Genomic DNA, 20,995 nt, shown 5'->3' on the forward strand with positions numbered 1-20,995 from the left:
GCCCTCAGGATAGTAGGAGCGCGCTTAAAAATCCTGCTGGAGCGACAGGAACAGGCCACGGCGGGGGCCGAACTGCGGGGCGCCGACGCCGATGCCGGAACCGTCGCGGATCTCGTAGGTGCGGTCCAGCGCATTGACCAGCGCCAGCTGGGCATGGGTCGCGCCGATCGAGGTCAGGTGCATGTCCTGGGAGACGCTGAAGTTGAGCTGGAAATAGGCCGGCAGGTGGTCGCCGTTCGGCACGATGCCATCGCTGCGCAGGCCCGAACCGAACAGGTAATCCGCACCGACGCGGGTGCCTTCGCCGAAGGCGTAGCTCACGCCACCCGACGCCGTGTACTTCTGGTCGTGGTCGAGATGGATGAAGTGGTCGTAGATGTAGGCCAGGTCATCCGGGGCGAAGTTGTACTGGCCGGTGATGACGCGCTTGCCGACCGCGCGGTTGTACGCGAAGTTGAAGTACGCGGTGAGCGCGCCACCATCGTAGTTCACGGTCAGCTCGTCGCCCTTGATCTTGCCAACGCCGTAGTTGAACGTGGAGTACACCAGGGCCGTGCCGAACTGGCCTTCGTCCTGCAGGCGGTTGACGTTGCGGCGGTAGCTGTCGAGGCCCACCGTCCACTGGTCACCGAGCTTCTGCGAGATGCCGATGTCGTAGTAGCTGGAACGCTCCGACAGCGGCGTGTCGCTGCCATTGTCCGGAAGCGCGTTGGTCGTGCCGACGAACTTGGCGATCGACGTCGGGCTGATCGACTCGGTGGCGGGCGGGGTGAAGTAGCGCGAGTAGCCTGCGTGGATCGTCGTGCTGTCGGTCGGCTGGTAGACCAGGCCGACGCGCGGGCTGAGCTGGCTTTCCGGCTTGAACGCATCGAAGCGGTCGTAACGCACGCCGTAGTTCACGGTCCACTGCGAGCCGATGCTCCACTCGTCCTGCAGGTACAGCGCATAGGTGCGGGCGAGGAGGCGACTGGCATCGACGATGTTGAGCGGCGTGGTCGACGCCTGCGAGCCATCGTCGTTGGCCGGGAACACCAGCGCGTCATTCGTCGAGTTGGCGCGCTCGAACGAACCGTACAGGCCGTAGCGAAGCGTGTGGTTGTCGCCCAGAGGCGTGGAAAAATCCGCCTGCACCGTGTCCGCGCGATTGGAGCGCCGCACGTTGGACGCCACGCCATTGAACATCAGGTCGCCGATGTCGTCCGGGGTGAAGTCGAGCCCGCTGTAACGCTGGCCGGCCGAGACCTGGTACGCCGTGCTGCCCAGCTTGCCTTGCAGGCTGAGGATGCCGAAGCGGGTCTTTTCCGACTGGCGATCGTTCAACTGCGCCGAATCGAAATTCGTGACGTCGAGGTAGCCGAACTGCGGCTCCTGCGCCGGGTTGTTCGGGATCTCGAAGCGGTTGTTGGTCGCGCCGAACATGAAGCTGATGCGGGTGTCGTCATTGATCAGGTACGACAGGTCGCCGAACGCCTTCACCTGGTTGGTGTGGTCGTGGATCGGCTTGCGGCTCGCCGTCGGGTTTTCGATGCCGACGTCGTTCTCAAGGTAATTCGCGGTGAGGAAGAAGCTCCACTTGTCCTCGTGGCCGAATAGCGTGGCATTCGGGTTCAGCGTGCCGAACTGGCCGCCGGTGATGCCCACCGTGCCACCGATGCCATCCTGCTTGGGCATGCGCGTGGTGATGTCGACGACGGCGGCGGTGCGGTCGCCGTACTGTGCCGGCAGCGCGCCGGTCAGCAGCTTCACGTTGTCGATGACGCGGGCGTCGAGCGTCTGGCCGAAGCCACCGATGCTTTCCGGGATGACGACGCCGTCGATGCGGTATTGCAGGTTGGCGTGGTCGCCACGCACGTGCAACTGGCCGTAGCTGTCCTGGACCACGCCCGGCGCCTGCAGGATCACCTGGTTCAGCGGCGTGGAGTCACCCAGCGGCAGGGCCTGGATGGTCTGGCGATCCATGACGTACTGGCTGCTACCGGTATCCGGGGAGAGGCTGTTGCGCGCCTCGTCGAGTTTGGCTGTGACATCCACGGCGCCCAGGTTGGTCGCCTTCTGAGGGGTGGTGTCGGTGTCATCCGCGAAGGCGGCAGGGGCTGACAGGGCCAAAGCAATGGAAAGAGCAAGACGCACAGGCTTCATGGGGACGGGGCCGTAGAATGTTATAATGTTTCAGTAGTCTTGACCGCGAACCTTTCGGGAATCTTTCATCGCGGCGCACCGTGCCGTTAGTCACAGGCCAAGGCCACGTGCGCTTCACGATAACGCCTTCACCCTTTCAGCCACCTTGAAGGAGACCATGATGGCGAAACGCGACCCCGCCTCGACCTCTAAAGAGATCGTGCCCACCTCGGGCATCGACCGCGGCGAGAGCCCGGTGGCCCGGGCCATCCTCGAGTTCGTCAGCCGCATCCCGGATAGCGAGGTGCCCAGGGCCAGCAAGGGTACGGCCGAGGAAGAGGCCCGCCGCCTGGCCAGCAGTGCCGCCAACAAGGCGGCCCTCACCGCCGGCTCGCTCGCCCTGCCCCCGGGCCCTCTGGGCTGGCTCACCGTGCTCCCGGAGCTGGTCGCCATCTGGCGCATCCAGGGCCAGCTGGTGAGTGATATCGCCGCGGCCTACGGCAAGACCGCCAAGCTGGGCCGTGAGCAGATGCTGTGGTGCCTGTTCCGCCATACCGCCGCCCAGGCCTTCCGCGACATCGCCATCCGCGTGGGCGACCGCCTGGTCTTCCGCACCACGGCCACCAGCGTGCTGCAGCGCCTCGCCGGGCGGATCGGCGTGAGCGTGACCAAACGCGCCGTCGGCAAGGGCATCTCCCGCTGGCTGCCGGTGGTCGGCGCCCTCGGCGTGGGCGCCTACGCCTACTACGACACCGGCCAGGTCGCCAAAACCGCCATCGACCTCTTCAGCGGTGACATCCACATCGACGACGGTACCGACGACAGCCACCCCGATAAGCCCGCCCGCTCCACGAAGGCCACCCGTGATGATGTAGGAGCGCACCCTGTGCGCGACCCGACGCCCAAGGCGTCGGCCCGCAAGGCGGTGAAGAAGGCAGCCCCCCGCAAACGCGCCACGGCAAAAAAACCCGCCCCCAGGAAACGCGCGGCCGCAAAAAAGCCCGCCACACGCAAAGCCGCCCCCGCGAAGACCGCCGTGAAAAAGGCCACGAAGAAAGCGGCGCCCCGCCCCGCCGCCGCAAAAAAAGCCACGCGCAAGGCCGCCCCGAAGACGTGACGCCTGCCGCGCTTTCCGGCAAGCTGCCCGCGCACCGCCAAGGGAGTAAGCCATGAGCCAGCCACCGGTCGTCCTCGTCACGGGCGGCGCGCGTCGCGTCGGCGCCGTCATCTGCCGGCGCCTGCACGCCGCGGGCTGTTGCATCGCCCTGCACTACCGCAGCTCCGCGGCTGAAGCCGAAGCGCTGGCGCAGGAACTCAACGCGCTGCGCCCGCACAGCGTCGCGCTGTTTTCCGGTGCGCTCGACAACCCCGCCACGCCGGACCACCTCATCGGCGATGTCCTCGCCGTCTTCGGTCGGCTGGACGGCCTGGTGAACAACGCCTCCGCGTTCTATCCCACGCCCATCGGCCAGACCACGCAGGCGCAATGGGATGACCTGTTCGCCGCCAACGCGCGTGCGCCGTTCTTCCTGTCGCAGGCGGCGGCTCCCGCGCTGCGCGAGGCGAAGGGCGCGATCGTCAACATCGTCGACATCTACGCCGAACGTCCGCTCGCCGGGCACACCGTGTACGTGATGGCGAAGGCCGCCCTGGCGATGCTCACCCAGTCGCTGGCAAAGGAGCTGGCACCCGAGGTGCGTGTCAACGCCGTCGCCCCCGGCGCCATCCTCTGGCCCGAATCAGGAAAGCCGGAAGAAGCCGCCGAGGCGTTGATCGCGAAAACGCCGCTCGCACGCAAGGGCGAACCGGACGACGTGGCCGAAGCCGTGCGCTGGCTGATGCTCGATGCGCACTACACGACCGGGCAGGTCATTCGCGTGGATGGTGGCAGGGCGCTGAATATCTGATGCACGAATGAAAAAGGCCCGGCAATCTGCCGGGCCTTTTTTCTTACTTCTTCTGGCGGAACGCGTTCTCAAGCAAGGCGCGGTCGAAGCCGTCGCCGGGGTCGCCGTATTCCGCGTAGCGGTACAGCGCGGCAGCGTAGACGCCGTGCATCGCGTTCTGGAACAGGCTCAGTGCGACGAGGGCGATGACGCCGGCGATGCCGACGGCCACCATCAGCACCACCGATTGCGTGGCGACGGCGCCCGCAAAGAGCAGGACGCTGACCAGCAGGACGCAGAAGGTAAGGATGCCACCGGCCAGGCCGATGCCCGCGTTGCCGATGATGTTCTCACCCCAGGTGCGCTTCACCAGCGAGGCGCTGTCCTTCACCGCTTCCACCGGGCCCACGTTCTGCGCCGCGAGCACCGGCACGACGAGGAAGGTGGCGACGGTCCAGCCCACGCCGAGCAGGCCGGCGACGATGCGGCCGATGAAGCCGGCGCGTTCCTGGATGGCACGAAGGATCATGCCGACGGTGGCCGAGATCAGCGCATAGCCGATGATCGAGGGCAGCTTGCTCCACGCGGCGCTGAGGCCGTCATTGAGCGTCGGGTTGCCGCCGTCCAGGCGGATGAAGGCCGCCGAGGCCAGTGCGGTGTTGAAGAAGATCACCACGCCGTACTGCACGAAGTAGAAGGCAAACGACACGGCCAGGAACAGCGGCGAGACATGGCGGCCTCCGTCTTCCAGGCCGGTGCGATGGCCGTGGATGAGCGAGAACACCGGCCACGCGAACGAGGCGATGACGATCAGCGATGCGAGGCCCGCAAAGAGCGGAAACAGCATCAGCTCCTTGTCCTGGCGGAGGATGTTGGCACTGGACTTCATCAGTGCCCAGCTGCGTGCGAACTTGCCCATGTTCTTTGGAGCCCCCTGGATGGCGTTGTGGCGGTGTTTTAGCACCGGCCGCGGGTGGGCGCCAGCGGGGAAAGTCATAGGCACGATGCGTCGGAAGTGACGGATGTCGCCTACAGGGCGAGTTTTTCGTCGCTCAGCGGTTCTTTATCGGCCGGGAAGGCCGCCCACAGGGCCGCCATGGTCTGGCCGGTGACCGGGTGGCGCAGGTCCGGCGCAATGTCGGCCATGGGCTTCAGGACAAATGCATGGCGCAGTTCGCCACGGGGCAGCTCCAGGTGCCCCGCCCCGGTCAGCACCAGGTCGTCGTAGAGGACGATGTCCACGTCCAGCGTGCGGCTGGCGTAGCGGTCGCCGCCGCGGACGCGGCCGTGGCGGTCTTCCAGGGCATGCAGCCAGTCGTTCAGGGCCTCGGGACCGAGGTCGCTTTCCAGGCCGACGGCCAGGTTGAGGAAGTCCGGCCCGTCAAAACCCACCGCGGCGCTCCGGTACACCGGCGACACGTCGATGCGGCCGAAGCGCTCGCGCAGCTCGGCGACACCGGCGGCCAGCCAGCGCCCGGCGTCGATGTTGGAACCCAGGCTGAGATACGCGCGGCCCATTTAGTCCTCTAAGGCAGGAACAGCGCGCAGGGCGCCGAAGCCTTCGCGCACATCCCCGCCCGATGGCTGCTGGAACGCGCGCAGGCCAAACTCGGGAAGGATCGCGATCAGGTGGTCGAAGATATCGGCCTGGATGCGCTCGTAATCCAGCCACACCACGGTGTTGGTGAAGCAGTAGACCTCCAGCGGAATGCCGAGCGCGCCGGGGTCGCGCATGCGCACCATGCGGGTCATCCGGTCGTGCACGTCCGGATGGGCCTTGATGTACGCCTCGGCGTACGCACGAAACGCGCCGATGTTGGTCTGGCGGCGGCGGTTGGCGGGCAGCTTCGCCGGCTCGCCCAGCGCATCGTTCCAGCGCTGGATGTCTTCGCGCTTCTGCTTCAGGTAGGCGGCCAGCAAGTGGATCTTGCCGAAGCGTTCAATCTCGGCATCTTCCAGGAAGCGCACGCCCGCGGCATCGACGAACAGTTCGCGCTTGATCCGGCGGCCGCCGGAATCGGACATGCCGCGCCAGTTCTGGAACGATTCGGAAATCAGCCGCCACGTCGGCACGGTGACGATGGTGCGGTCGAAATTGCGCACCTTCACCGTATGCAGGGTGATGTCGATGACATCGCCATCCACGCCGGCGGAGGTCATCGTGATCCAGTCACCCACGCGCAGCATGTCGTTGGTGCTGAGCTGGATGCCTGCGACGAAGCCGAGAATCGTGTCCTTGAACACGAGCAACAGCACGGCGGACATGGCACCGATGCCCGACAGGAGCAGGGCGACGTTCTGATGCGTCAGGCGAGTGATGACGACCACCACTGCGACGATCCACAACACCAGCTGCAACAGCTGCACCACGCCCTTGATCGAGCGTTTGCCGGCAGGCGTCGCGCTATACAGCGATTCAAACGCGATGAGCGAACGGCCGATCGCCGCGATGACGCAAACGATCATCCAGCAAACCGCTACGTCACGAATGAAACCCGCGACGCTGTCGGCGTCCTTCACGTCGAGGAACAGCGCGATGCCGTAGTACACGACGATGGCCGGCAGCATGCGCGCCAGCCAGCGAAACGCGCCGAACTCGTACAGCGCATCGTCCCAGCGCCACGCGGTGTGCCGGGTGGCGACGCGCACCACGCGGTGCAGGAACACGCGACCGAGCAGGCCGATGAGCCAGGCGATAACGAAGAGGCCGGCGATGGCGCCGGCGCGCTTCAACTCAATCACGGTGAACATGTCATCCATGCGGGTGATCGCTCCTGGGGAAGAATCAGGCCGGGCGCGTGCCGCGCTCGATGCGCACGCCCACGGCGCGGGCGCCACGCACGGCCCCCGGCTTGGAAAGCTTCAGGCGCACCCACGACACGCCAAACTCCTCGCGCACGATCTCGGCGCAGCGCTCGGCCAGGGTTTCGACCAGGCCGAAACTGGACGATTCGACGTAGGCCTGCAGCCGGCGCGAAATCGACTTGTAGTTCAGGGTGTCGTTGATGTCATCCGTGGCGGCCGGGCGTCGGTTGTCGAAGGCCATTTCCAGGTCAAACGCCAGCGTCTGCCGGATCCGCCGCTCCCAGTCGTAGATGCCGATGACCGCGTCGATGCGCAGGTCTTCGATGAAGACGATATCCATGGGGCCGTGCTGTGAAGAAGGGCCTTACAGGGTACCCGTTACCGCCCCCTCAAGCAGCAGGCGGCAACGTCTCCAGGCTCCAGCGCGGAAACACCTGCACCGTATCGTCCTGGTGCTGGCCGGAGGCCAGGCGAATCGCGCCGGCCAGGGCGATCATCGCGCCGTTATCCGTGCAGAACTGCAGCCGCGGGAAGTAAACGCGGAAGCCGTCCGCCGCGCCGGACTCGGCCAGCTGCTCGCGCAGGCGCTTGTTGGCGCCCACGCCGCCGGCGATCACCAGGCGCTTGGTGCCCGTGGCCGCCAGGGCGCGACGGCACTTGATGGCCAGGGTGTCGACGATGGCCTCTTCAAAGCCCCGGGCGATGTCGGCACGGGTCTGGTCCGATTTATCTGAAGCCTGCCAGGCCAGCAGTACCTGGGTCTTCAGGCCGGAGAAGCTGAAATCCAGCCCCGGGCGGTCGACCATGGGCCGGGAGAAGCGGAACTTGCCCGGTTCACCCTGCTCGGCCAGCTTCGCCAGCGCCGGGCCGCCGGGATACGGCAGGCCCATCATCTTGGCGGTCTTGTCGAAGGCCTCGCCCGCGGCATCGTCCAGGGTATCGCCCAGGATCCGGTACTCGCCGATGGCCTTCACCTCGACCAGCATGGAGTGCCCGCCCGACACCAGCAGGGCCACGAACGGCGGCTCCGGCGGGTCGTCTTCCAGCAGGGGCGCCAGCAGGTGACCTTCCATATGGTGCACACCGATGGCCGGCACGCCGAGGGCCCAGGCCATGGCGCGGGCGGCCGACGCCCCCACCAGCAAGGCGCCCACCAGGCCGGGGCCGGCCGTGTAGGCCACGCCGCCGAGGTCCGCCGGGGTCATCCCGGCATCCTTAAGTGCCTGGCGGACCAGGGGAAGCAGCTTGCGCACATGGTCGCGGCTGGCCAGCTCGGGCACCACGCCGCCGTACTCGGCATGCAGGGCAATCTGGCTGAAAAGGGCATGGGAGAGCAGGCCGCGGCCCGGTTTTTCCGGGTCCCAACGCAGCAGGGCCACCCCTGTTTCGTCACAGGAGGTTTCGACACCTAACACGGGCTTTGAAATTTGCATTTCGATCACGTTATAATCCACGGCTCACCCGGGTTCACGGGTTAGTTTAAACAAGTGGAGTTTCCATGCCGAGCGTTAAAGTCCGCGAGAATGAGCCGTTTGAGCTTGCCCTCCGCCGCTTCAAGCGTACGTGCGAAAAGGCTGGCGTGCTGGCCGAAACGCGCAAGCGCGAATTTTACGAAAAGCCGACCCAGGAGCGTAAGCGTAAGCGCGCTGCTGCTGTGAAGCGCCACCTGCGCCGTCTGTCTCGCGACACGACGCGCCGGACCCGCATGTACTGATTGCCGCTCCCGGCCCCTTCGGGCTGGGTGTTGGACCCGCGGCTGGCGCGTACGCCCGCTGCCGCCGCAATCAGGCGGACATCCGAGCCGGCTCCGCCGAAAGGGGGAGCCGGCTTTTCGTCGTTCCGGAGAAAGCAAAATGAGCCTCAAGACCCGCATCACTGACGATATGAAGGCTGCCATGAAAGGCGGCGAGAAGGAGCGGCTGGCCGTGATCCGGCTGGTCCAGGCCCAGATCAAGCAGCGCGAAGTGGACGAGCGCATCGAGCTCGACGACACCCAGGTGCTGGCCGTGCTGGAAAAAATGCAGAAGCAGCGCCGGGACTCCATCGAGCAATTCGACAAGGCCGGCCGTGACGACCTGGCGAAGATCGAGCGCTTCGAGATGGGCGTGATCGACGCCTACCTGCCGACCAAGCTCGACGATGCCGAGCTGGATGCCATCATCGACGCCGCCGTGGCCGAATCCGGTGCCACCTCGGCCCGGGACATGGGCAAGGTGGTGGCCCTGGTGAAGGAAAAGGCTGCGGGCCGCGCCGACATGGCGGCCGTGGCGGGCAAGGTCAAGGCGAAGCTGGCCTGACCGGCTTCACGAACACCCCACGCCGCGCGCCGCATCCTGCGGCCGCGGCTGGGGAGCCCCTCGGCGCTATTTCTTGAGGGAATCCCCATGCTTAAGTACGCCATCATCTTCGGTCTCATCGCACTCGTTACCGGTGCGCTCGGCTTCAGCCGGGTCTCCGGCATCGCCGGCACCATCGCCAAGGTGTGCTTCGCGATCTTCCTGATCCTGTTCGTCATCGCCATCCTCGCCGTCATCGGCGTGTTCAAGATGGCTTTCTGACGATCCGTCAAGCTCCTCCCGGAAACGGTTGCGTGGCATCCTAGGCGACTGATGCGCGGCCGTATTCCCGACAACTTCATCGACGACCTCCTGACCCGCGTTGACATCGTCGACGTGATCGAGAGGCGCGTGCCCCTGAAGAAGGCCGGCCGGGAGTGGACGGCGTGCTGCCCGTTCCACAACGAGCGCTCGCCGTCGTTCTACGTCAGCCCGACCAAGCAGTTCTTCCACTGCTTCGGTTGCGGCGCCCACGGCAGCGCCATCAAGTTCCTGATGGACTACGACCGCCTGGAATTCCCCGACGCCATCGAGGAACTGGCCCAGGCGGTGGGCATGAAGGTGCCCTACGAGGGTGGCCGCGACGACAAGCCCCGTGAAGACCGCAGCGACCTCTACAGCCTGCTCGACGAGGCCGCCTCGTTCTACCAGCGCGAGCTGGGCAGCAGCGAGGAGGCGAAGGGCTACGTGGACCGCCGCGGCCTGGATGAGGACATCATCAAGCGCTTCCGCATCGGCTGGGCGCCGGCCGGCTTTGACGGCGTGCTCAAGGCCTTGGGCACCACCGACCAGCGCCGCAAGCTGCTCAACGATGCCGGCATGGTGGCCAGCAACGAGCGCGGCAACCGCTACGACCGGTTCCGTGAGCGGGTCATGTTCCCGATCCTGGACCGCCGCGGACGGGTCATCGCCTTTGGTGGACGCGTCCTCTCGGGCGATCAGGGCCCGAAATATCTCAACTCACCCGAGACGCCCCTCTTCCACAAGGGCCGCGAGCTGTTCGCCCTGTGGCAGGTGAAGCAGGCGCACCAGCAGGTCACCCGGATCATGGTGGTCGAGGGCTACATGGACGTCATCGCCCTGCACCAGGCCGGCCTGCCCATCGCGGTGGCCACGCTGGGCACCGCGACCACGCCCGATCACGCCGAAGTGCTGTTCCGCGCCGCGCCCGACGTCTACTTCTGCTTTGACGGCGACCGCGCCGGCCGCCAGGCCGCGTGGCGCGCCGTGGAATCGATCCTCCCGCGCATGCGCGACGGCCGCCAGGCGCACTTCCTGTTCCTCCCCGACGGGGAAGACCCGGACACCCTGGTGCGCAAGGAAGGCAAGGACGGCTTCGAGAAGCGCATGAAGGAAGCCATGCCACTCTCGGAATACTTCTTCGAGGAAATGGGCCGCGACGTGGACACGACGCGCCTGGACGGCCGCGCACGGCTGGCCGAGCGGGCCCGCCCGCTCATCGCGAAGCTGCCCGACGGCGCCTTCCGCGACCTGATGGCCGACGAGCTGAAGCGGCGGACCGGTGCCGGGGCAACGTTCGAGGCCGATCCGACGCCGCGCCCCGTGGCCCCGGCCCGGCCGGGCGGCGGGCAGCGCAGCCTGGTCCGCAGCGCGATCACCCTGCTGCTGGCCCAGCCCGCCCTCGCCCTCGAGGTGGAGCCGCCCTACCCCTTCCTGCGCCTGGACCGCCCCGGCGTGGACCTGCTGGCCTCGCTGATCGACGTGGTCCGCTCCCGCCCGGATATCCGCCCGGCGGTGCTGGTGGAGCATTTCATGGAGCGGCCGGAGTACAACGCCCTGCAGAAGCTGATGCAGGCCGAGGTGATCGGCGAGCCTGACATGCAGCGGGTGGAATTCCTCGATGCCCTGGCGGGCATGCAGCGCCAGGCCATCACGCAGCGGCGTGAAGACCTCAGCGCGCGCATCAGCACGCTGGATGACACCGAAAAAGCCGAGCTCCGCGTGCTGCTCGCCGACCACGCCACGCGCGGCAGGACACCCGCCGAATGATGCGCCGCACCTGCGATGTCATGCGATCCATGGGATCATGCGGTTTTCGTACCAAGAAGGACCCGGTCGTGGCCGGAAAAGCCAAGCCCTGATGGAACTGCTCAATAGCCTGGTCGACGTCTTCGGGCGGAACGGCTACATCGCCGTCTTCCTTGCCCTGATGCTCTGTGGCGCGGGTATTCCGCTGCCCGAGGACATCACGCTCGTCGCGGGCGGCATCATCACCGGCCTGGGCTATGGCGACGTGCACACCATGGTGGGCGTCGGCATGGCTGGCGTCCTGGTCGGCGATTCGACCATGTTCCTGCTCGGCCGGCACTTCGGCGGCCGGATCATGCGCGTGCCCTTCGTCGCGCGCCTGCTCACCCCGGAGCGATACGCCAAGGTGCAGGAGAAGTTCGAGCGTTACGGCAACCGCCTGATGTTCGTCGCCCGCTTCCTGCCCGGCATGCGCACCGCCGTGTTCATCACCGCCGGCGCCACCCACCGCGTCGGCTTCCTGCGCTTTCTCCTGCTCGACGGCATGGCTGCCGCCATCAGCGTACCCATCTGGGTGTACCTGGGTTACCTCGGCGCGCACAACCACGAATGGCTGGCCATGTGGATCCACCGCGGCCAGACCGGCATCTGGCTTGCCGTCGCCGGCGTGGTGATCGCCATCGGCGTGCTCTGGTGGCGCCGCAAGAAAGCCGCCGAACGCGAATGCGCCGCGCACCCGCCGCAAAAGCCCACGCCACCGCGCCTGCGTAACGACGAACGCGGGTGACTCAGCCGTGGCTGCCCAGCTCACTTCTGAGCCAGTCACGGAACACCGTCGTCTCTTCCTGAGAAGCGGCCTCGCGGGAAATGCCGAGGTAATAGCTGTGACGGAGCGAGACCTCGCGAGCGACCGGCGCGGCGAGTCGTCCTGCGGCGAGATCGTAGGCGACCAGTAAGTCCTGGGCCAGCGCCACACCCTGCCCCTCGATCGCAGCCTGCAACATCATCGTGCCATCGCCAAAGCCCATCTCACGGGAAATGGCGCTCGCCTCGACACCCACCTCTTCGAACCACTGGTCCCAGCCCGCGATAGCGACGGCGCGCCGGCCGGGGCGCTCGTGCAGCAGCAGGTGCTGGAGCAGGTCGGCGGGCTCGCCAATGGCTTCGGCCAGCCGGGGCGCGCAGACCGCCGTGTAACCGGTGGTCACCAGCAGGTCCATGCCCTCGCCGATCCGGTCATCGATAGCCAGGTCCCAGCCTGCATCCCCACCGTCCGTGACCACCTCGACGGCGATATCGGGGTGCCGGGCAAAGAACCGGAATAGCCTCGGCACCAGCCATTTCGTACCGAACGTGGCGGGTACGGCCACGCGCAACGAGGCACTGCGCTGGCCCAATACCTGGTCCGTCGCATGCTGCAGCGCACGAAACGCGTCCCGGATACGCGGGAAATAGTTCTCGCCCGCGGCCGTCAGCGAGAGCTTATTGTTGCTTCGCACAAACAGCGGCGTGCCGAGGTAAGCCTCCAACAATTTGACTTGGGCGCTCACCGCAGCGGCCGTCAACGACAGCTCTTCACCGGCCTTGGTGAAGCTCAAATGCTGCGCCGCAAGTTCAAAGACCCGCACGGCATTGAGGGGGAGCGATCGCTTCATTGCGAAGTCATCAAGAAAAATTTGGGGAAAGCCCGAAGAAATTCTAGTTTGCCTGCCCGGGCAGCCGCCGCCAAGAATCCCTGTCGTCTAGCGAGCGGACCTTCGATGAATATCCTCACCATCGACACTGGCACTACCAACACGCGGGTCACCGTGTGGCAGGACGATTTGCCAGTCGGCCAGGCTGCCGTGCAGGTTGGCGTGCGCGATACGGCGATTACCGGCAACACGCGGAAACTGGAAGAAGGCCTGCGCGACACGATCAACGCGGCGCTCGTTGACGCGACGCTTGAGCGTGCCGACATCGGCCGTGTGCTGGCCTCCGGGATGATCACCTCCAACGTGGGCCTGTGCGAAATCCCCCACGTCCCGGCCGCCGCCGGCATCGACGACCTGGCGAAAGCCATGCGCGAGTCGCTGGTGGAGACGGTCTGGCACCAGCCCATCTGGTTCGTGCCCGGTGTGCGTAACGCCGTGGAACACATCGGCCTGCACAACTGCGAGGCCATGGACATGATGCGCGGGGAGGAAACCGAGTCCTTCGCGCTGGTCGAACGCCTCGGCCTCAACGAACCCACGGTCATCGTCCTGCCCGGCTCGCACTCCAAATTCGTGAGCATTGACGCGAAGCAGCGCATCGACGGCTGCGTCACCACGCTGGCGGGCGAACTGCTGCACGTCATCTCGCACGACACGATCCTTGCCGGCTCGCTGAAGGACGGCTTCGCCAAGCGCATCGATCCGGAGATGCTGCTCGCCGGCGCGGCCTCGTCAAAGCGCATTGGCCTGGGCCGCGCCTGCTTCAGCGTGCGCATCCTCGACCAGTTTGCCGTGTACGACGCGAATGCCCGCGCCAATTTCCTGCTCGGCGCCGTGCTCGGCTCGGACCTGCTCACGCTCAAGAATTCCAGCGCGATCCGGATGAGCCCGGGCACGCGCTTTGTCGTCAGCGGCAAGCCGATCCTGCGCGAAGCCATCGCACAGCTCGTGGCGGGCGACGATTTCTTCTCCGGCACCGTCACGGTGCTGGGCGACGACGAGCAACGCGACCTGGCCGGGCACGGTGCAATCAGCATCGCCCGCCGGCGCGGCCTGCTGGACTAACTACCGATCCACCGAGGAGGGAACGCATGAACATCAAGATCGCCCTGGGTTTCAAAGCCCTTGCGCTCGCCCTGGCCTTTGCGGCCAGCCCGGCGTTCGCCGCCGACGACCCGGTGAAGATCGGCTTCGTGGTCAAGCAGCCCGAAGAGCCCTGGTTCCAGGATGAGTGGAAGTACGCCGAGCAGGCCGCGAAGGAAAAGGGCTTCACCCTGGTGAAGATCGGCGCGCCCGACGGTGGCCAGGTGCTCACCGCCATCGACAACCTGAAGTCCCAGCACGCCCAGGGCTTCGTGATCTGCACGCCGGATGTGAAGCTCGGCCCGTCCATCGTCGCCAAGGCGAAGATGAACCACCTGAAGCTGATGACGGTCGACGACCGCCTCGTCGACGGCTCCGGCAAGCCCATCGAGTCGGTGCCGCACATGGGCATCTCGGCATCGAAGATCGGTGAGCAGGTGGGCCAGGCCATCGCCGACGAAATCAAGAAGCGCGGCTGGAAGCCGGAAGAGACCGGCGCCCTGCGCATCTCGTACGACCAGCTGCCCACCGCCAAGGACCGCACGGACGGCGCCGTCGCCGCGCTGACTGCCGCCGGCTTCCCGAAGGCCAACGTGGTCAACGCGCCGGAAGCGAAGACCGATACCGAGAACGCCTTCAACGCGGCGAACATCGCGATCACCCAGAATCCGAAGTACAAGCACTGGATCGCGTTTGGCCTGAATGACGAAGCCGTGCTCGGCGCCGTGCGCGCCGCCGAAGGCCGCGGCTTCCGCGCTGAGAACATGATTGGCGTCGGCATCGGCGGCAGCAAGTCGGCGCTGAACGAATTCGCCAAGGCCGAGCCCACGGGCTTCTTCGGCAGCGTGCTGATCAGCCCGAAGCGCCACGGCTATGAAACCTCGATCGACATGTACGAGTGGATCAAGAACGACAAGGCCCCGCCGCCGCTCACGCTCACCACGGGCCGCCTGATCACCAAGGCCAACGCGGCCGATGTACGCAAGGAAATGGGCCTCTGATGAGCACGACCACGAGCGCACCGCGCCTGGAATTCCGCAACATCGGGAAAACCTTCCCCGGCGTGCGTGCGCTCGGTGACGTGGGCTTTGCCGTGCGCGCCGGCAGCGTGCACGGCCTGCTGGGCGAGAACGGCGCGGGCAAGTCCACGATGATGAAGATCCTCGGCGGGGAGTACATCCCCGACGAGGGCGAAGTGGCGATCGACGGCGAGGTCATGCATTTCCGCCGCGCGGCCGACGCCATCGCCGCCGGCGTCGCCGTGATCCACCAGGAACTGCAGTACGTGCCGGAGCTCTCCGTGATGGAGAACCTCCTGCTCGGCCGCCTGCCCACCCGCTTTGGCCTCGTCGACCGCCGGCAGGCGCTGAAATGGACGCGCGAGAAGCTGGACGGCCTCGGCGTGGATCTGGACCCGCGCGCGAAGCTGAAGACCCTTTCCATCGGCCAGCGGCAGATGGTCGAGATCGTCAAGGCAATCCTTCGCGACGCGAAGATCCTGGCCCTGGACGAACCCACCAGCTCGCTGTCGCACCGCGAAACCGAGGTGCTGTTCCGCCTGGTGAACGACCTGCGCGCGCAGGGCAAGGCGATGATCTACATCTCGCACCGCCTCGATGAGATCTTCGAGCTGTGCGATGCGGCGACCATCTTCCGCGACGGCCGCAGGGTGGCCGACTTCGACACGCTCGAAGGCGTCACCCGCGACACCCTCGTGCAGCGCATGGTCGGCCGCGAGCTCTCCGACATCTTTGGTTACCAGCCACGTACGCAGGGCGAGGTGCGGCTCTCGGTACAGAACGTCACCGGCCGTGCAGTGCCGCAGCCGCTGAGCTTCGACGTGCGCGCCGGCGAAATCGTCGGCTTCTTCGGCCTCGTCGGCGCCGGTCGCTCGGAAGTGATGCGCGTCGTCTACGGCGCGGACCGCCGCGTTTCCGGCGACGTCAGCGTGGATGGCCGCCCGGTGAAGCCGTCGCACGTCCGCGACGCGATCCGCCACGGGCTGGTCTTCTGCCCGGAGGATCGCAAGGAAGAAGGAATCATCGGCGTGCGCTCGGTGTCCGAGAACATCAACATCAGCGCGCGTCGCAACCATCTCACCGCGGGCCTGTTCGTCAACGACCGCAACGAAGCGCGCACGGCGGATACCTTCATCGAACGCCTGCGTATCCGCACGCCGCACCGCCGGCAGGAGATCCGCCTGCTTTCCGGCGGCAACCAGCAGAAAGCGGTGCTTTCGCGCTGGCTGGCCGAGAAAGACCTGCGCGTGCTGATCGTGGACGAACCCACGCGCGGCATCGACGTGGGCGCCAAGAACGAAATCTATAACGTGCTGTACGAACTGGCCGGCCGCGGCGTTGCGGTGGTGATGATCTCCAGCGAGCTGCCGGAAGTGCTCGGCGTGTCCGATCGCGTCATCGCCATGTGCCGCGGACGCATCACCGCGCAGTTCAACCGCGGCGAAGCGAACGAGGAAAACGTCCTTGCCGCCGCCCTTTCCGAAGGCGCCAGCGCCACCCCCATGAGGAATGCTTGAAGCCATGACCGAGACCAACGCCGCCGCCATCGGGGCCGCCCGCGAGACCCAGGGCGACCGTCGCCGCGCCCTGCTCTGGCAGATCGTGGACGACTACAGCCTCATCCTCATCTTCATCGCGCTGTTCGCCGTGCTCAGTTTCACGGTGCAGTACTTCTTCAGCTGGGACAACGTGGTGGGCCTGGCCCTCTCCGTGTCGCAGATCGGCATGGTGGCCTGCACCATGATGTTCTGCCTGGCCTCGCGTGACTTCGACCTCTCGGTCGGCTCCACCGTGGCCTTCGCCGGCGTCATGTGTGCCATCGTCTCCAATGCCACCGGCAGCGTCGTGCTCGGCATCGCCGCCAGCCTGGTCGCGGGTGCCCTGATCGGCGCGATCAACGGCGTGGTCATCGCCAAGCTCAAGATCAACGCGCTGATCACCACCCTGGCCACCATGGAGATCGTCCGCGGCCTCGCCTTCATCACCTCGCAGGGCCAGGCGGTGGGCGTCACCAGCGAAGCCTTCTTCACCCTGGGCGCGCTGGAGCTGTTCGGCCTGCCGGTGCCGGTGTGGATCACCCTGGCCTGCTTCGTCGTCTTCGGCGTGCTGCTGAACAAGACCATCTACGGCCGCAACACCCTGGCCATCGGCGGCAACCCGGATGCGGCGCGCCTGGCGGGCGTGGCCGTGGACCGCGTGCGCATCGCGATTTTCCTGATCCAGGGCGTAGTCGCGGCGCTGGCCGGCATCATCCTGGCCTCGCGCATGACCAGCGGCCAGCCCAATGCGGGCGAGGGTTTCGAGCTCAACGTGATTTCGGCCTGCGTGCTCGGCGGCGTCTCCCTGATGGGTGGCCGCGCCAGCATCAGCGGGGTGCTCGTTGGCGTTCTCATCATGGGCACCGTGCAGAATGCGATGAGCCTCATGAATATCGACGCCTTCTACCAGTACCTCGTCCGCGGCGCGATCCTGCTGATCGCCGTGCTCGTGGACCAGCTCAAGAACCGCAGGCAGTCCCGCTGATGACCGAATCGTTCAAACCGCTTTCCCCGCAACGCCAGGCGCACGCCGAAGGCGTGATCTGGGATGACCTGGCCGGCGTGGTGCGCTGGACCGACATCGCCACGTCGCAACTTTTTGCGTACGACCCGGCCACCGGCCACGTGTCCGATAGCAAGCTCCCCGCCCGCGTGTGCTGCTTTGCCCTCACCCACGAGAAGGGCGTGCTGCTGCTCGCCCTCGAGAAGCAGGTAGCCCGTTACGACAGCCGTGACGGCAGCCTGCATGTCCTGGAAGACATCGAACCGGATCTGCCCGGCACGCGCGCCAACGACGGCCGCTGCGACCGCGGTGGCAACCTGGTGTTTGGCACGCTGAATGAGCGCGGCCCGGACAAGGTCGCCTCGTTTTATCGCTATACGCGCGAAGGCAAGCTGCACCGCCTGGCCCTGCCGAAGGCCGCGATCACCAACAGCATCTGCTTCAGCCCCGACGGTGGAACGATGTACTTCACCGATTCGCCGACGGCGCAAATCATGGCCTGCGACTACGACGCCGCCAGCGGCGATGTCGGGCAGATCCGTGTGTTCGCCCAGCTGCGCGAAGGCTTCGAACCGGACGGCTCCACCATCGACGCCGACGGCTTCCTGTGGAACGCCGAGTGGGGCGCATCGCGGGTGGTCCGCTACGCGCCAGATGGACGCATCGACGCCACGATCGAGCTTCCCGCGCGCCAGCCCAGTTGCGTCACCTTCGCCGGCCCCGCGCTGGATCGCATGGTGATCACCTCCGCCCACCTGGGCCTGGATGCCGCCGCGCTGCAGGCGGAACCGCTCAATGGCGCCATCTTCATCGGCACGCCTCCGCGCGGCCATGGCCTCCCCGAGGCCCGCTACGGCTATGGAGCCACTGCATGACTGACCTGACCCACGCCGACCCGCGGACCACGCCCCTTCCCCGCCTGGCCGGCAAGGTCGCCATCGTGACCGGCGCCACGCAAGGCATCGGTGCCGCCACGGCGAAGCTGTTTGCCGCCCACGGCGCCTCGGTGGTCCTGAACGTGCTGGAAGACAACGCGCAGGCCCGGCAGACCCTCGCGGGGCTCAACACCGAGCACGCCATGCTGTTCGAGGCCGACGTCACCGATCCTGCCGCCATCCAGCGCATGGTCGACGCCGCCACCGAACGCTTCGGGGCGCCGGACGTGCTGGTGAACAACGCCGGCATCAACGTGTTCAACGATCCGCTCTCGCTCAGCGACGAGGAATGGACGCGCTGCTTCGAGGTGGACCTGAAGGGCGCGTGGAACTGCGCCAAGGCCGTCCTGCCGGGCATGCTCTCGATCGGCCGCGGCAGCATCATCAATATCGCCTCGGTGCACGGCCACAAGATCATCCCGCACTGCTTCCCCTACCCGGTGGCCAAGCACGGCCTGATCGGCCTGACCAAGGCCCTGGGCATCGAGTACGCCGCGAAGAACATCCGGGTGAACTCGATTTCGCCGGGCCTGGTCCTGACGGCCATCGCCGCCGCCGGTTTCGCCGCCGCGGCCGATCCGGAGGCGGAACGCCGCAAACAGACCGAGATCCTGCCGAACAAGCGGATCGGCGAACCGGAAGAAATTGCCTACACTGCGTTGTTCCTCGCGTCCGACGAGGCCCGCTACATCAACGCTGCCGATATCCGTATCGACGGTGGCCGCTCACAGCTCTACCACGAGTAACTCCATGGCCTGGCCCACTGCCCTTCCGCTTATCGCCATCCTCCGCGGCATCACCCCGGACGATATCGTCGCGCACGTCGAGGCGCTGATCGAAGCCGGCTTCGATGCCATCGAGGTCCCGCTGAACTCGCCGGACTGGCAGCGCAGCATCCCGATGGCCGTCGAGACGGCCGGCTCGCGCGCCCTCGTGGGCGCCGGCACGGTGCTCACCCCCGAGAACGTCGACCGCGTGGCCGACCTGGGCGGCCACCTGCTGGTCACCCCCAACACGGACCCGGCAGTGATCCGCCAGGGCCGCGCGCGGGGCATGTACACGTCGATTGGCTTCACCACGCCGAGCGAGGCCTTCGCGGCGTTGCAGGCCGGGGCCCAGTCGCTGAAGCTGTTTCCGTCGAATATCTACGGCCCGGGCTACGTCAAGGCGATCCGCGCGGTGCTGCCACCCGACATTCCGCTACTGGCGGTCGGCGGCGTCACCCCCGACAATCTGGGGCAGTTCCTCGACGCGGGCTGCATTGGCGCCGGTCTGGGCAGCGATCTGTACAAGCCCGGCCAGCCCGTGTCGCAGACACGCGAGCGTGCCGAAGCCTTCGTCAAAGCCTACCGCTCGGTCTAAGCATGAAAGTCACCAAGATCACCACCTACCGCGTCGCGCCCCGATGGATGTTCCTGAAAATGGAGACCGACGAGGGCGTGGTCGGCTGGGGCGAACCCGTCGTCGAAGGACGCGCGCGCACCGTCGAAGCCGCCGTGAGCGAGCTCTCCGAGTTCATCATCGGCAAGGATCCCTCGCGCATCAACGACCTCTGGCAGGCGATGTACCGCGGCGGTTTCTATCGTGGCGGCGCCGTCTTCATGAGCGCCATCGCCGGCATCGACCAGGCCCTGTGGGACATCAAGGGCAAGGTGCTCAACGCGCCGGTGTACGAGCTGCTCGGTGGCCGCGTCCGCGACCGCATGAAGACGTACTGCTGGGTGGGCGGTGACCGGCCGGCGGACATCATCGCGCAGATGAAGGAGCGCCTCGCGCACGGTTTCGACACCTTCAAGATGAATGGCTGCGAGGAGATGTCGATCATCGCGTCCAGCAAGCAGGTGGACGCCGCGGTGGCCAAGGTCGCCGAGATCCGCGAGGCCTTCGGCAACACCATCGAGTTTGGACTGGACTTCCACGGCCGCGTCTCCGCGCCGATGGCCAAGGTGCTGGTGAAGGAGCTGGAGCCGTTCCGTCCGCTCTTCATCGAAGAACCGGTGCTGGCCGAACAGGCCGAGTACTACCCGCGTATCGCCGCGCAGACGTCCATCCCCATCGCCGCCGGCGAACGGATGTATTCGCGCTTTGAGTTCAAGAGCGTGCTGGAGCGCGGTGGCATTTCCATCGTGCAGCCCGACCTTTCGCACGCGGGCGGCATTACCGAATGCGTCAAGATCGCGGCCATGGCCGAGGCCTACGACGTGGCCTTCGCGCCGCATTGCCCGCTGGGCCCGATCGCCCTGGCCGCCTGCCTGCACGTCGACTTCGTCAGCTGGAACGCCACGCTGCAGGAACAGAGCATGGGCATCCACTACAACAAGGGCGGCGAAGTCCTCGACTACGTCCGCAACAAGGAAGCCCTCAAGCTCGACGAGGGTGGCTACGCCCACCCCTTCACCGGACCGGGCCTGGGCATCGACGTGAACGAAGAGCTGATCATCGAACGCAGCCGCGAAGCGCAGGACTGGCGCAACCCGCTGTGGCGGCATCCGGATGGGTCGGTGGCGGAGTGGTGACCAACGGATGCGACGGAATTATGCACAATTATGCATCGATGAATAGTTGTGCATAACTTGTTCGTATTCAGTG

22 protein-coding genes are annotated in these 20,995 nt (G+C 66.4%); 15 read left to right on the plus strand and 7 right to left on the minus strand.

Annotation, left to right across the window (positions count from 1 at the left end):
- Nucleotides 1-24: 24 nt before the first annotated feature.
- Nucleotides 25-2,139, minus strand: a complete 2,115-nt coding sequence (locus FIV34_RS18855; protein ID WP_139985041.1) for a TonB-dependent receptor — start codon at nucleotides 2,137-2,139, stop codon at nucleotides 25-27.
- A gap of 157 nt (nucleotides 2,140-2,296) precedes the next feature.
- On the opposite strand from FIV34_RS18855, the gene FIV34_RS21310 reads away from it, so the two are divergent.
- Nucleotides 2,297-3,235 (plus strand): hypothetical protein, encoded by a 939-nt coding sequence (locus tag FIV34_RS21310; RefSeq protein WP_246058679.1) that lies wholly within the window; start codon nucleotides 2,297-2,299, stop codon nucleotides 3,233-3,235.
- A gap of 52 nt (nucleotides 3,236-3,287) precedes the next feature.
- A complete protein-coding gene (locus FIV34_RS18865) occupies nucleotides 3,288-4,025 on the plus strand; it encodes a pteridine reductase (protein WP_139985042.1) in 738 nt (245 codons plus the stop codon).
- 43 nt (nucleotides 4,026-4,068) lie between these two features.
- Here the strand turns inward: FIV34_RS18865 and FIV34_RS18870 are convergent, their stop codons facing one another.
- The 5 genes from FIV34_RS18870 to tsaD form a co-directional block, all read right to left on the minus strand.
- Nucleotides 4,069-4,923: a DUF6159 family protein gene (locus FIV34_RS18870; protein WP_139985043.1), complete on the minus strand. Its 855-nt coding sequence runs from the start codon at nucleotides 4,921-4,923 to the stop codon at nucleotides 4,069-4,071.
- 110 nt (nucleotides 4,924-5,033) lie between these two features.
- The gene (gene folK / locus FIV34_RS18875; RefSeq protein WP_139985044.1) at nucleotides 5,034-5,522 is read right to left on the minus strand and encodes a 2-amino-4-hydroxy-6-hydroxymethyldihydropteridine diphosphokinase; all 489 of its coding nucleotides are present in this window, start codon (nucleotides 5,520-5,522) and stop codon (nucleotides 5,034-5,036) included.
- Nucleotides 5,523-6,764: a mechanosensitive ion channel family protein gene (locus tag FIV34_RS18880; RefSeq protein WP_139985045.1), complete on the minus strand. Its 1,242-nt coding sequence runs from the start codon at nucleotides 6,762-6,764 to the stop codon at nucleotides 5,523-5,525.
- Nucleotides 6,765-6,789: 25 nt separating this feature from the next.
- The gene (gene folB, locus FIV34_RS18885) at nucleotides 6,790-7,149 is read right to left on the minus strand and encodes a dihydroneopterin aldolase (protein ID WP_139985046.1); all 360 of its coding nucleotides are present in this window, start codon (nucleotides 7,147-7,149) and stop codon (nucleotides 6,790-6,792) included.
- Between the two features lie 49 nt (nucleotides 7,150-7,198).
- Nucleotides 7,199-8,242 (minus strand): tRNA (adenosine(37)-N6)-threonylcarbamoyltransferase complex transferase subunit TsaD, encoded by a 1,044-nt coding sequence (tsaD, locus tag FIV34_RS18890; RefSeq protein WP_139986093.1) that lies wholly within the window; start codon nucleotides 8,240-8,242, stop codon nucleotides 7,199-7,201.
- 65 nt (nucleotides 8,243-8,307) lie between these two features.
- On the opposite strand from tsaD, the gene rpsU reads away from it, so the two are divergent.
- The 5 genes from rpsU (at nucleotide 8,308) to FIV34_RS18915 (ending at nucleotide 11,921) form a co-directional block, all read left to right on the plus strand.
- Complete coding sequence (gene rpsU, locus FIV34_RS18895; RefSeq protein ID WP_029213735.1) at nucleotides 8,308-8,523, plus strand: 30S ribosomal protein S21; 216 nt, start codon at nucleotides 8,308-8,310, stop codon at nucleotides 8,521-8,523.
- A gap of 139 nt (nucleotides 8,524-8,662) precedes the next feature.
- A complete protein-coding gene (locus FIV34_RS18900) occupies nucleotides 8,663-9,106 on the plus strand; it encodes a GatB/YqeY domain-containing protein (RefSeq protein ID WP_139985047.1) in 444 nt (147 codons plus the stop codon).
- An 87-nt stretch (nucleotides 9,107-9,193) separates the two neighbouring features.
- A complete protein-coding gene (locus tag FIV34_RS18905) occupies nucleotides 9,194-9,367 on the plus strand; it encodes a DUF1328 domain-containing protein (protein WP_139985048.1) in 174 nt (57 codons plus the stop codon).
- A gap of 51 nt (nucleotides 9,368-9,418) precedes the next feature.
- On the plus strand, nucleotides 9,419-11,155 hold the full coding sequence (gene dnaG, locus FIV34_RS18910; RefSeq protein ID WP_139985049.1) for a DNA primase: 1,737 nt from the start codon (nucleotides 9,419-9,421) through the stop codon (nucleotides 11,153-11,155).
- Nucleotides 11,156-11,246: 91 nt separating this feature from the next.
- Nucleotides 11,247-11,921, plus strand: a complete 675-nt coding sequence (locus FIV34_RS18915) for a DedA family protein (protein WP_139985050.1) — start codon at nucleotides 11,247-11,249, stop codon at nucleotides 11,919-11,921.
- Nucleotide 11,922: 1 nt separating this feature from the next.
- Here FIV34_RS18915 and FIV34_RS18920 read toward each other — a convergent pair whose 3' ends face one another.
- A complete protein-coding gene (locus FIV34_RS18920) occupies nucleotides 11,923-12,789 on the minus strand; it encodes a LysR substrate-binding domain-containing protein (protein ID WP_139985051.1) in 867 nt (288 codons plus the stop codon).
- Nucleotides 12,790-12,894: 105 nt separating this feature from the next.
- On the opposite strand from FIV34_RS18920, the gene FIV34_RS18925 reads away from it, so the two are divergent.
- The 8 genes from FIV34_RS18925 to dgoD are packed head-to-tail and all read left to right on the plus strand — an operon-like array spanning nucleotide 12,895 to nucleotide 20,922.
- A complete protein-coding gene (locus FIV34_RS18925; protein ID WP_139985052.1) occupies nucleotides 12,895-13,893 on the plus strand; it encodes a 2-dehydro-3-deoxygalactonokinase in 999 nt (332 codons plus the stop codon).
- Nucleotides 13,894-13,919: 26 nt separating this feature from the next.
- Nucleotides 13,920-14,912, plus strand: coding sequence for an arabinose ABC transporter substrate-binding protein (locus tag FIV34_RS18930; protein ID WP_139985053.1), 993 nt, complete (start codon nucleotides 13,920-13,922; stop codon nucleotides 14,910-14,912).
- Nucleotides 14,912-16,447 (plus strand): L-arabinose ABC transporter ATP-binding protein AraG, encoded by a 1,536-nt coding sequence (araG, locus tag FIV34_RS18935; protein WP_139985054.1) that lies wholly within the window; start codon nucleotides 14,912-14,914, stop codon nucleotides 16,445-16,447. Before FIV34_RS18930 ends, araG begins: the two co-directional genes overlap by 1 nt.
- Before the next feature lie 4 nt (nucleotides 16,448-16,451).
- Nucleotides 16,452-17,453 carry an L-arabinose ABC transporter permease AraH gene (gene araH / locus FIV34_RS18940; RefSeq protein WP_139985055.1) on the plus strand — a complete coding sequence of 334 codons (1,002 nt, stop codon included), beginning with the start codon at nucleotides 16,452-16,454 and terminating at the stop codon, nucleotides 17,451-17,453.
- Entirely contained in the window at nucleotides 17,453-18,346 is an 894-nt protein-coding gene (locus tag FIV34_RS18945) for an SMP-30/gluconolactonase/LRE family protein (protein WP_139985056.1), read from the plus strand. The genes araH and FIV34_RS18945 overlap by 1 nt, the downstream gene beginning before the upstream one ends.
- Nucleotides 18,343-19,152, plus strand: coding sequence for an SDR family oxidoreductase (locus FIV34_RS18950; protein WP_139985057.1), 810 nt, complete (start codon nucleotides 18,343-18,345; stop codon nucleotides 19,150-19,152). Before FIV34_RS18945 ends, FIV34_RS18950 begins: the two co-directional genes overlap by 4 nt.
- 4 nt (nucleotides 19,153-19,156) lie before the next feature.
- Nucleotides 19,157-19,768: a 2-dehydro-3-deoxy-6-phosphogalactonate aldolase gene (locus FIV34_RS18955; RefSeq protein WP_139985058.1), complete on the plus strand. Its 612-nt coding sequence runs from the start codon at nucleotides 19,157-19,159 to the stop codon at nucleotides 19,766-19,768.
- Between the two features lie 2 nt (nucleotides 19,769-19,770).
- Complete coding sequence (gene dgoD, locus FIV34_RS18960; protein ID WP_139985059.1) at nucleotides 19,771-20,922, plus strand: galactonate dehydratase; 1,152 nt, start codon at nucleotides 19,771-19,773, stop codon at nucleotides 20,920-20,922.
- The last annotated feature ends 73 nt before the right edge of the window (nucleotides 20,923-20,995 follow it).

The sequence above is a fragment of the Luteibacter pinisoli genome (genome assembly GCF_006385595.1).
In the GTDB taxonomy this organism is placed as follows: Bacteria; Pseudomonadota; Gammaproteobacteria; order Xanthomonadales; family Rhodanobacteraceae; genus Luteibacter; species Luteibacter pinisoli.

Bases quoted from the DNA above. Each gene is read 5' to 3' on its own strand.
- dnaG (WP_139985049.1), top strand. From the start codon at position 9,419: ATGCGCGGCCGTATTCCCGACAACTTCATCGACGACCTCCTGACCCGC.
- FIV34_RS18915 (WP_139985050.1), top strand. From the start codon at position 11,247: ATGGAACTGCTCAATAGCCTGGTCGACGTCTTCGGGCGGAACGGCTAC.
- FIV34_RS18920 (WP_139985051.1), bottom strand. From the start codon at position 12,789: ATGAAGCGATCGCTCCCCCTCAATGCCGTGCGGGTCTTTGAACTTGCG.
- FIV34_RS18925 (WP_139985052.1), top strand. From the start codon at position 12,895: ATGAATATCCTCACCATCGACACTGGCACTACCAACACGCGGGTCACC.
- FIV34_RS18930 (WP_139985053.1), top strand. From the start codon at position 13,920: ATGAACATCAAGATCGCCCTGGGTTTCAAAGCCCTTGCGCTCGCCCTG.
- araG (WP_139985054.1), top strand. From the start codon at position 14,912: ATGAGCACGACCACGAGCGCACCGCGCCTGGAATTCCGCAACATCGGG.
- FIV34_RS18950 (WP_139985057.1), top strand. From the start codon at position 18,343: ATGACTGACCTGACCCACGCCGACCCGCGGACCACGCCCCTTCCCCGC.
- FIV34_RS21310 (WP_246058679.1), top strand. From the start codon at position 2,297: ATGATGGCGAAACGCGACCCCGCCTCGACCTCTAAAGAGATCGTGCCC.
- FIV34_RS18900 (WP_139985047.1), top strand. From the start codon at position 8,663: ATGAGCCTCAAGACCCGCATCACTGACGATATGAAGGCTGCCATGAAA.
- FIV34_RS18865 (WP_139985042.1), top strand. From the start codon at position 3,288: ATGAGCCAGCCACCGGTCGTCCTCGTCACGGGCGGCGCGCGTCGCGTC.
- FIV34_RS18955 (WP_139985058.1), top strand. From the start codon at position 19,157: ATGGCCTGGCCCACTGCCCTTCCGCTTATCGCCATCCTCCGCGGCATC.
- FIV34_RS18855 (WP_139985041.1), bottom strand. From the start codon at position 2,139: ATGAAGCCTGTGCGTCTTGCTCTTTCCATTGCTTTGGCCCTGTCAGCC.
- folB (WP_139985046.1), bottom strand. From the start codon at position 7,149: ATGGATATCGTCTTCATCGAAGACCTGCGCATCGACGCGGTCATCGGC.
- folK (WP_139985044.1), bottom strand. From the start codon at position 5,522: ATGGGCCGCGCGTATCTCAGCCTGGGTTCCAACATCGACGCCGGGCGC.
- FIV34_RS18945 (WP_139985056.1), top strand. From the start codon at position 17,453: ATGACCGAATCGTTCAAACCGCTTTCCCCGCAACGCCAGGCGCACGCC.
- FIV34_RS18870 (WP_139985043.1), bottom strand. From the start codon at position 4,923: ATGGGCAAGTTCGCACGCAGCTGGGCACTGATGAAGTCCAGTGCCAAC.
- FIV34_RS18905 (WP_139985048.1), top strand. From the start codon at position 9,194: ATGCTTAAGTACGCCATCATCTTCGGTCTCATCGCACTCGTTACCGGT.
- araH (WP_139985055.1), top strand. From the start codon at position 16,452: ATGACCGAGACCAACGCCGCCGCCATCGGGGCCGCCCGCGAGACCCAG.
- FIV34_RS18880 (WP_139985045.1), bottom strand. From the start codon at position 6,764: ATGGATGACATGTTCACCGTGATTGAGTTGAAGCGCGCCGGCGCCATC.
- dgoD (WP_139985059.1), top strand. From the start codon at position 19,771: ATGAAAGTCACCAAGATCACCACCTACCGCGTCGCGCCCCGATGGATG.
- tsaD (WP_139986093.1), bottom strand. From the start codon at position 8,242: ATGCAAATTTCAAAGCCCGTGTTAGGTGTCGAAACCTCCTGTGACGAA.
- rpsU (WP_029213735.1), top strand. From the start codon at position 8,308: ATGCCGAGCGTTAAAGTCCGCGAGAATGAGCCGTTTGAGCTTGCCCTC.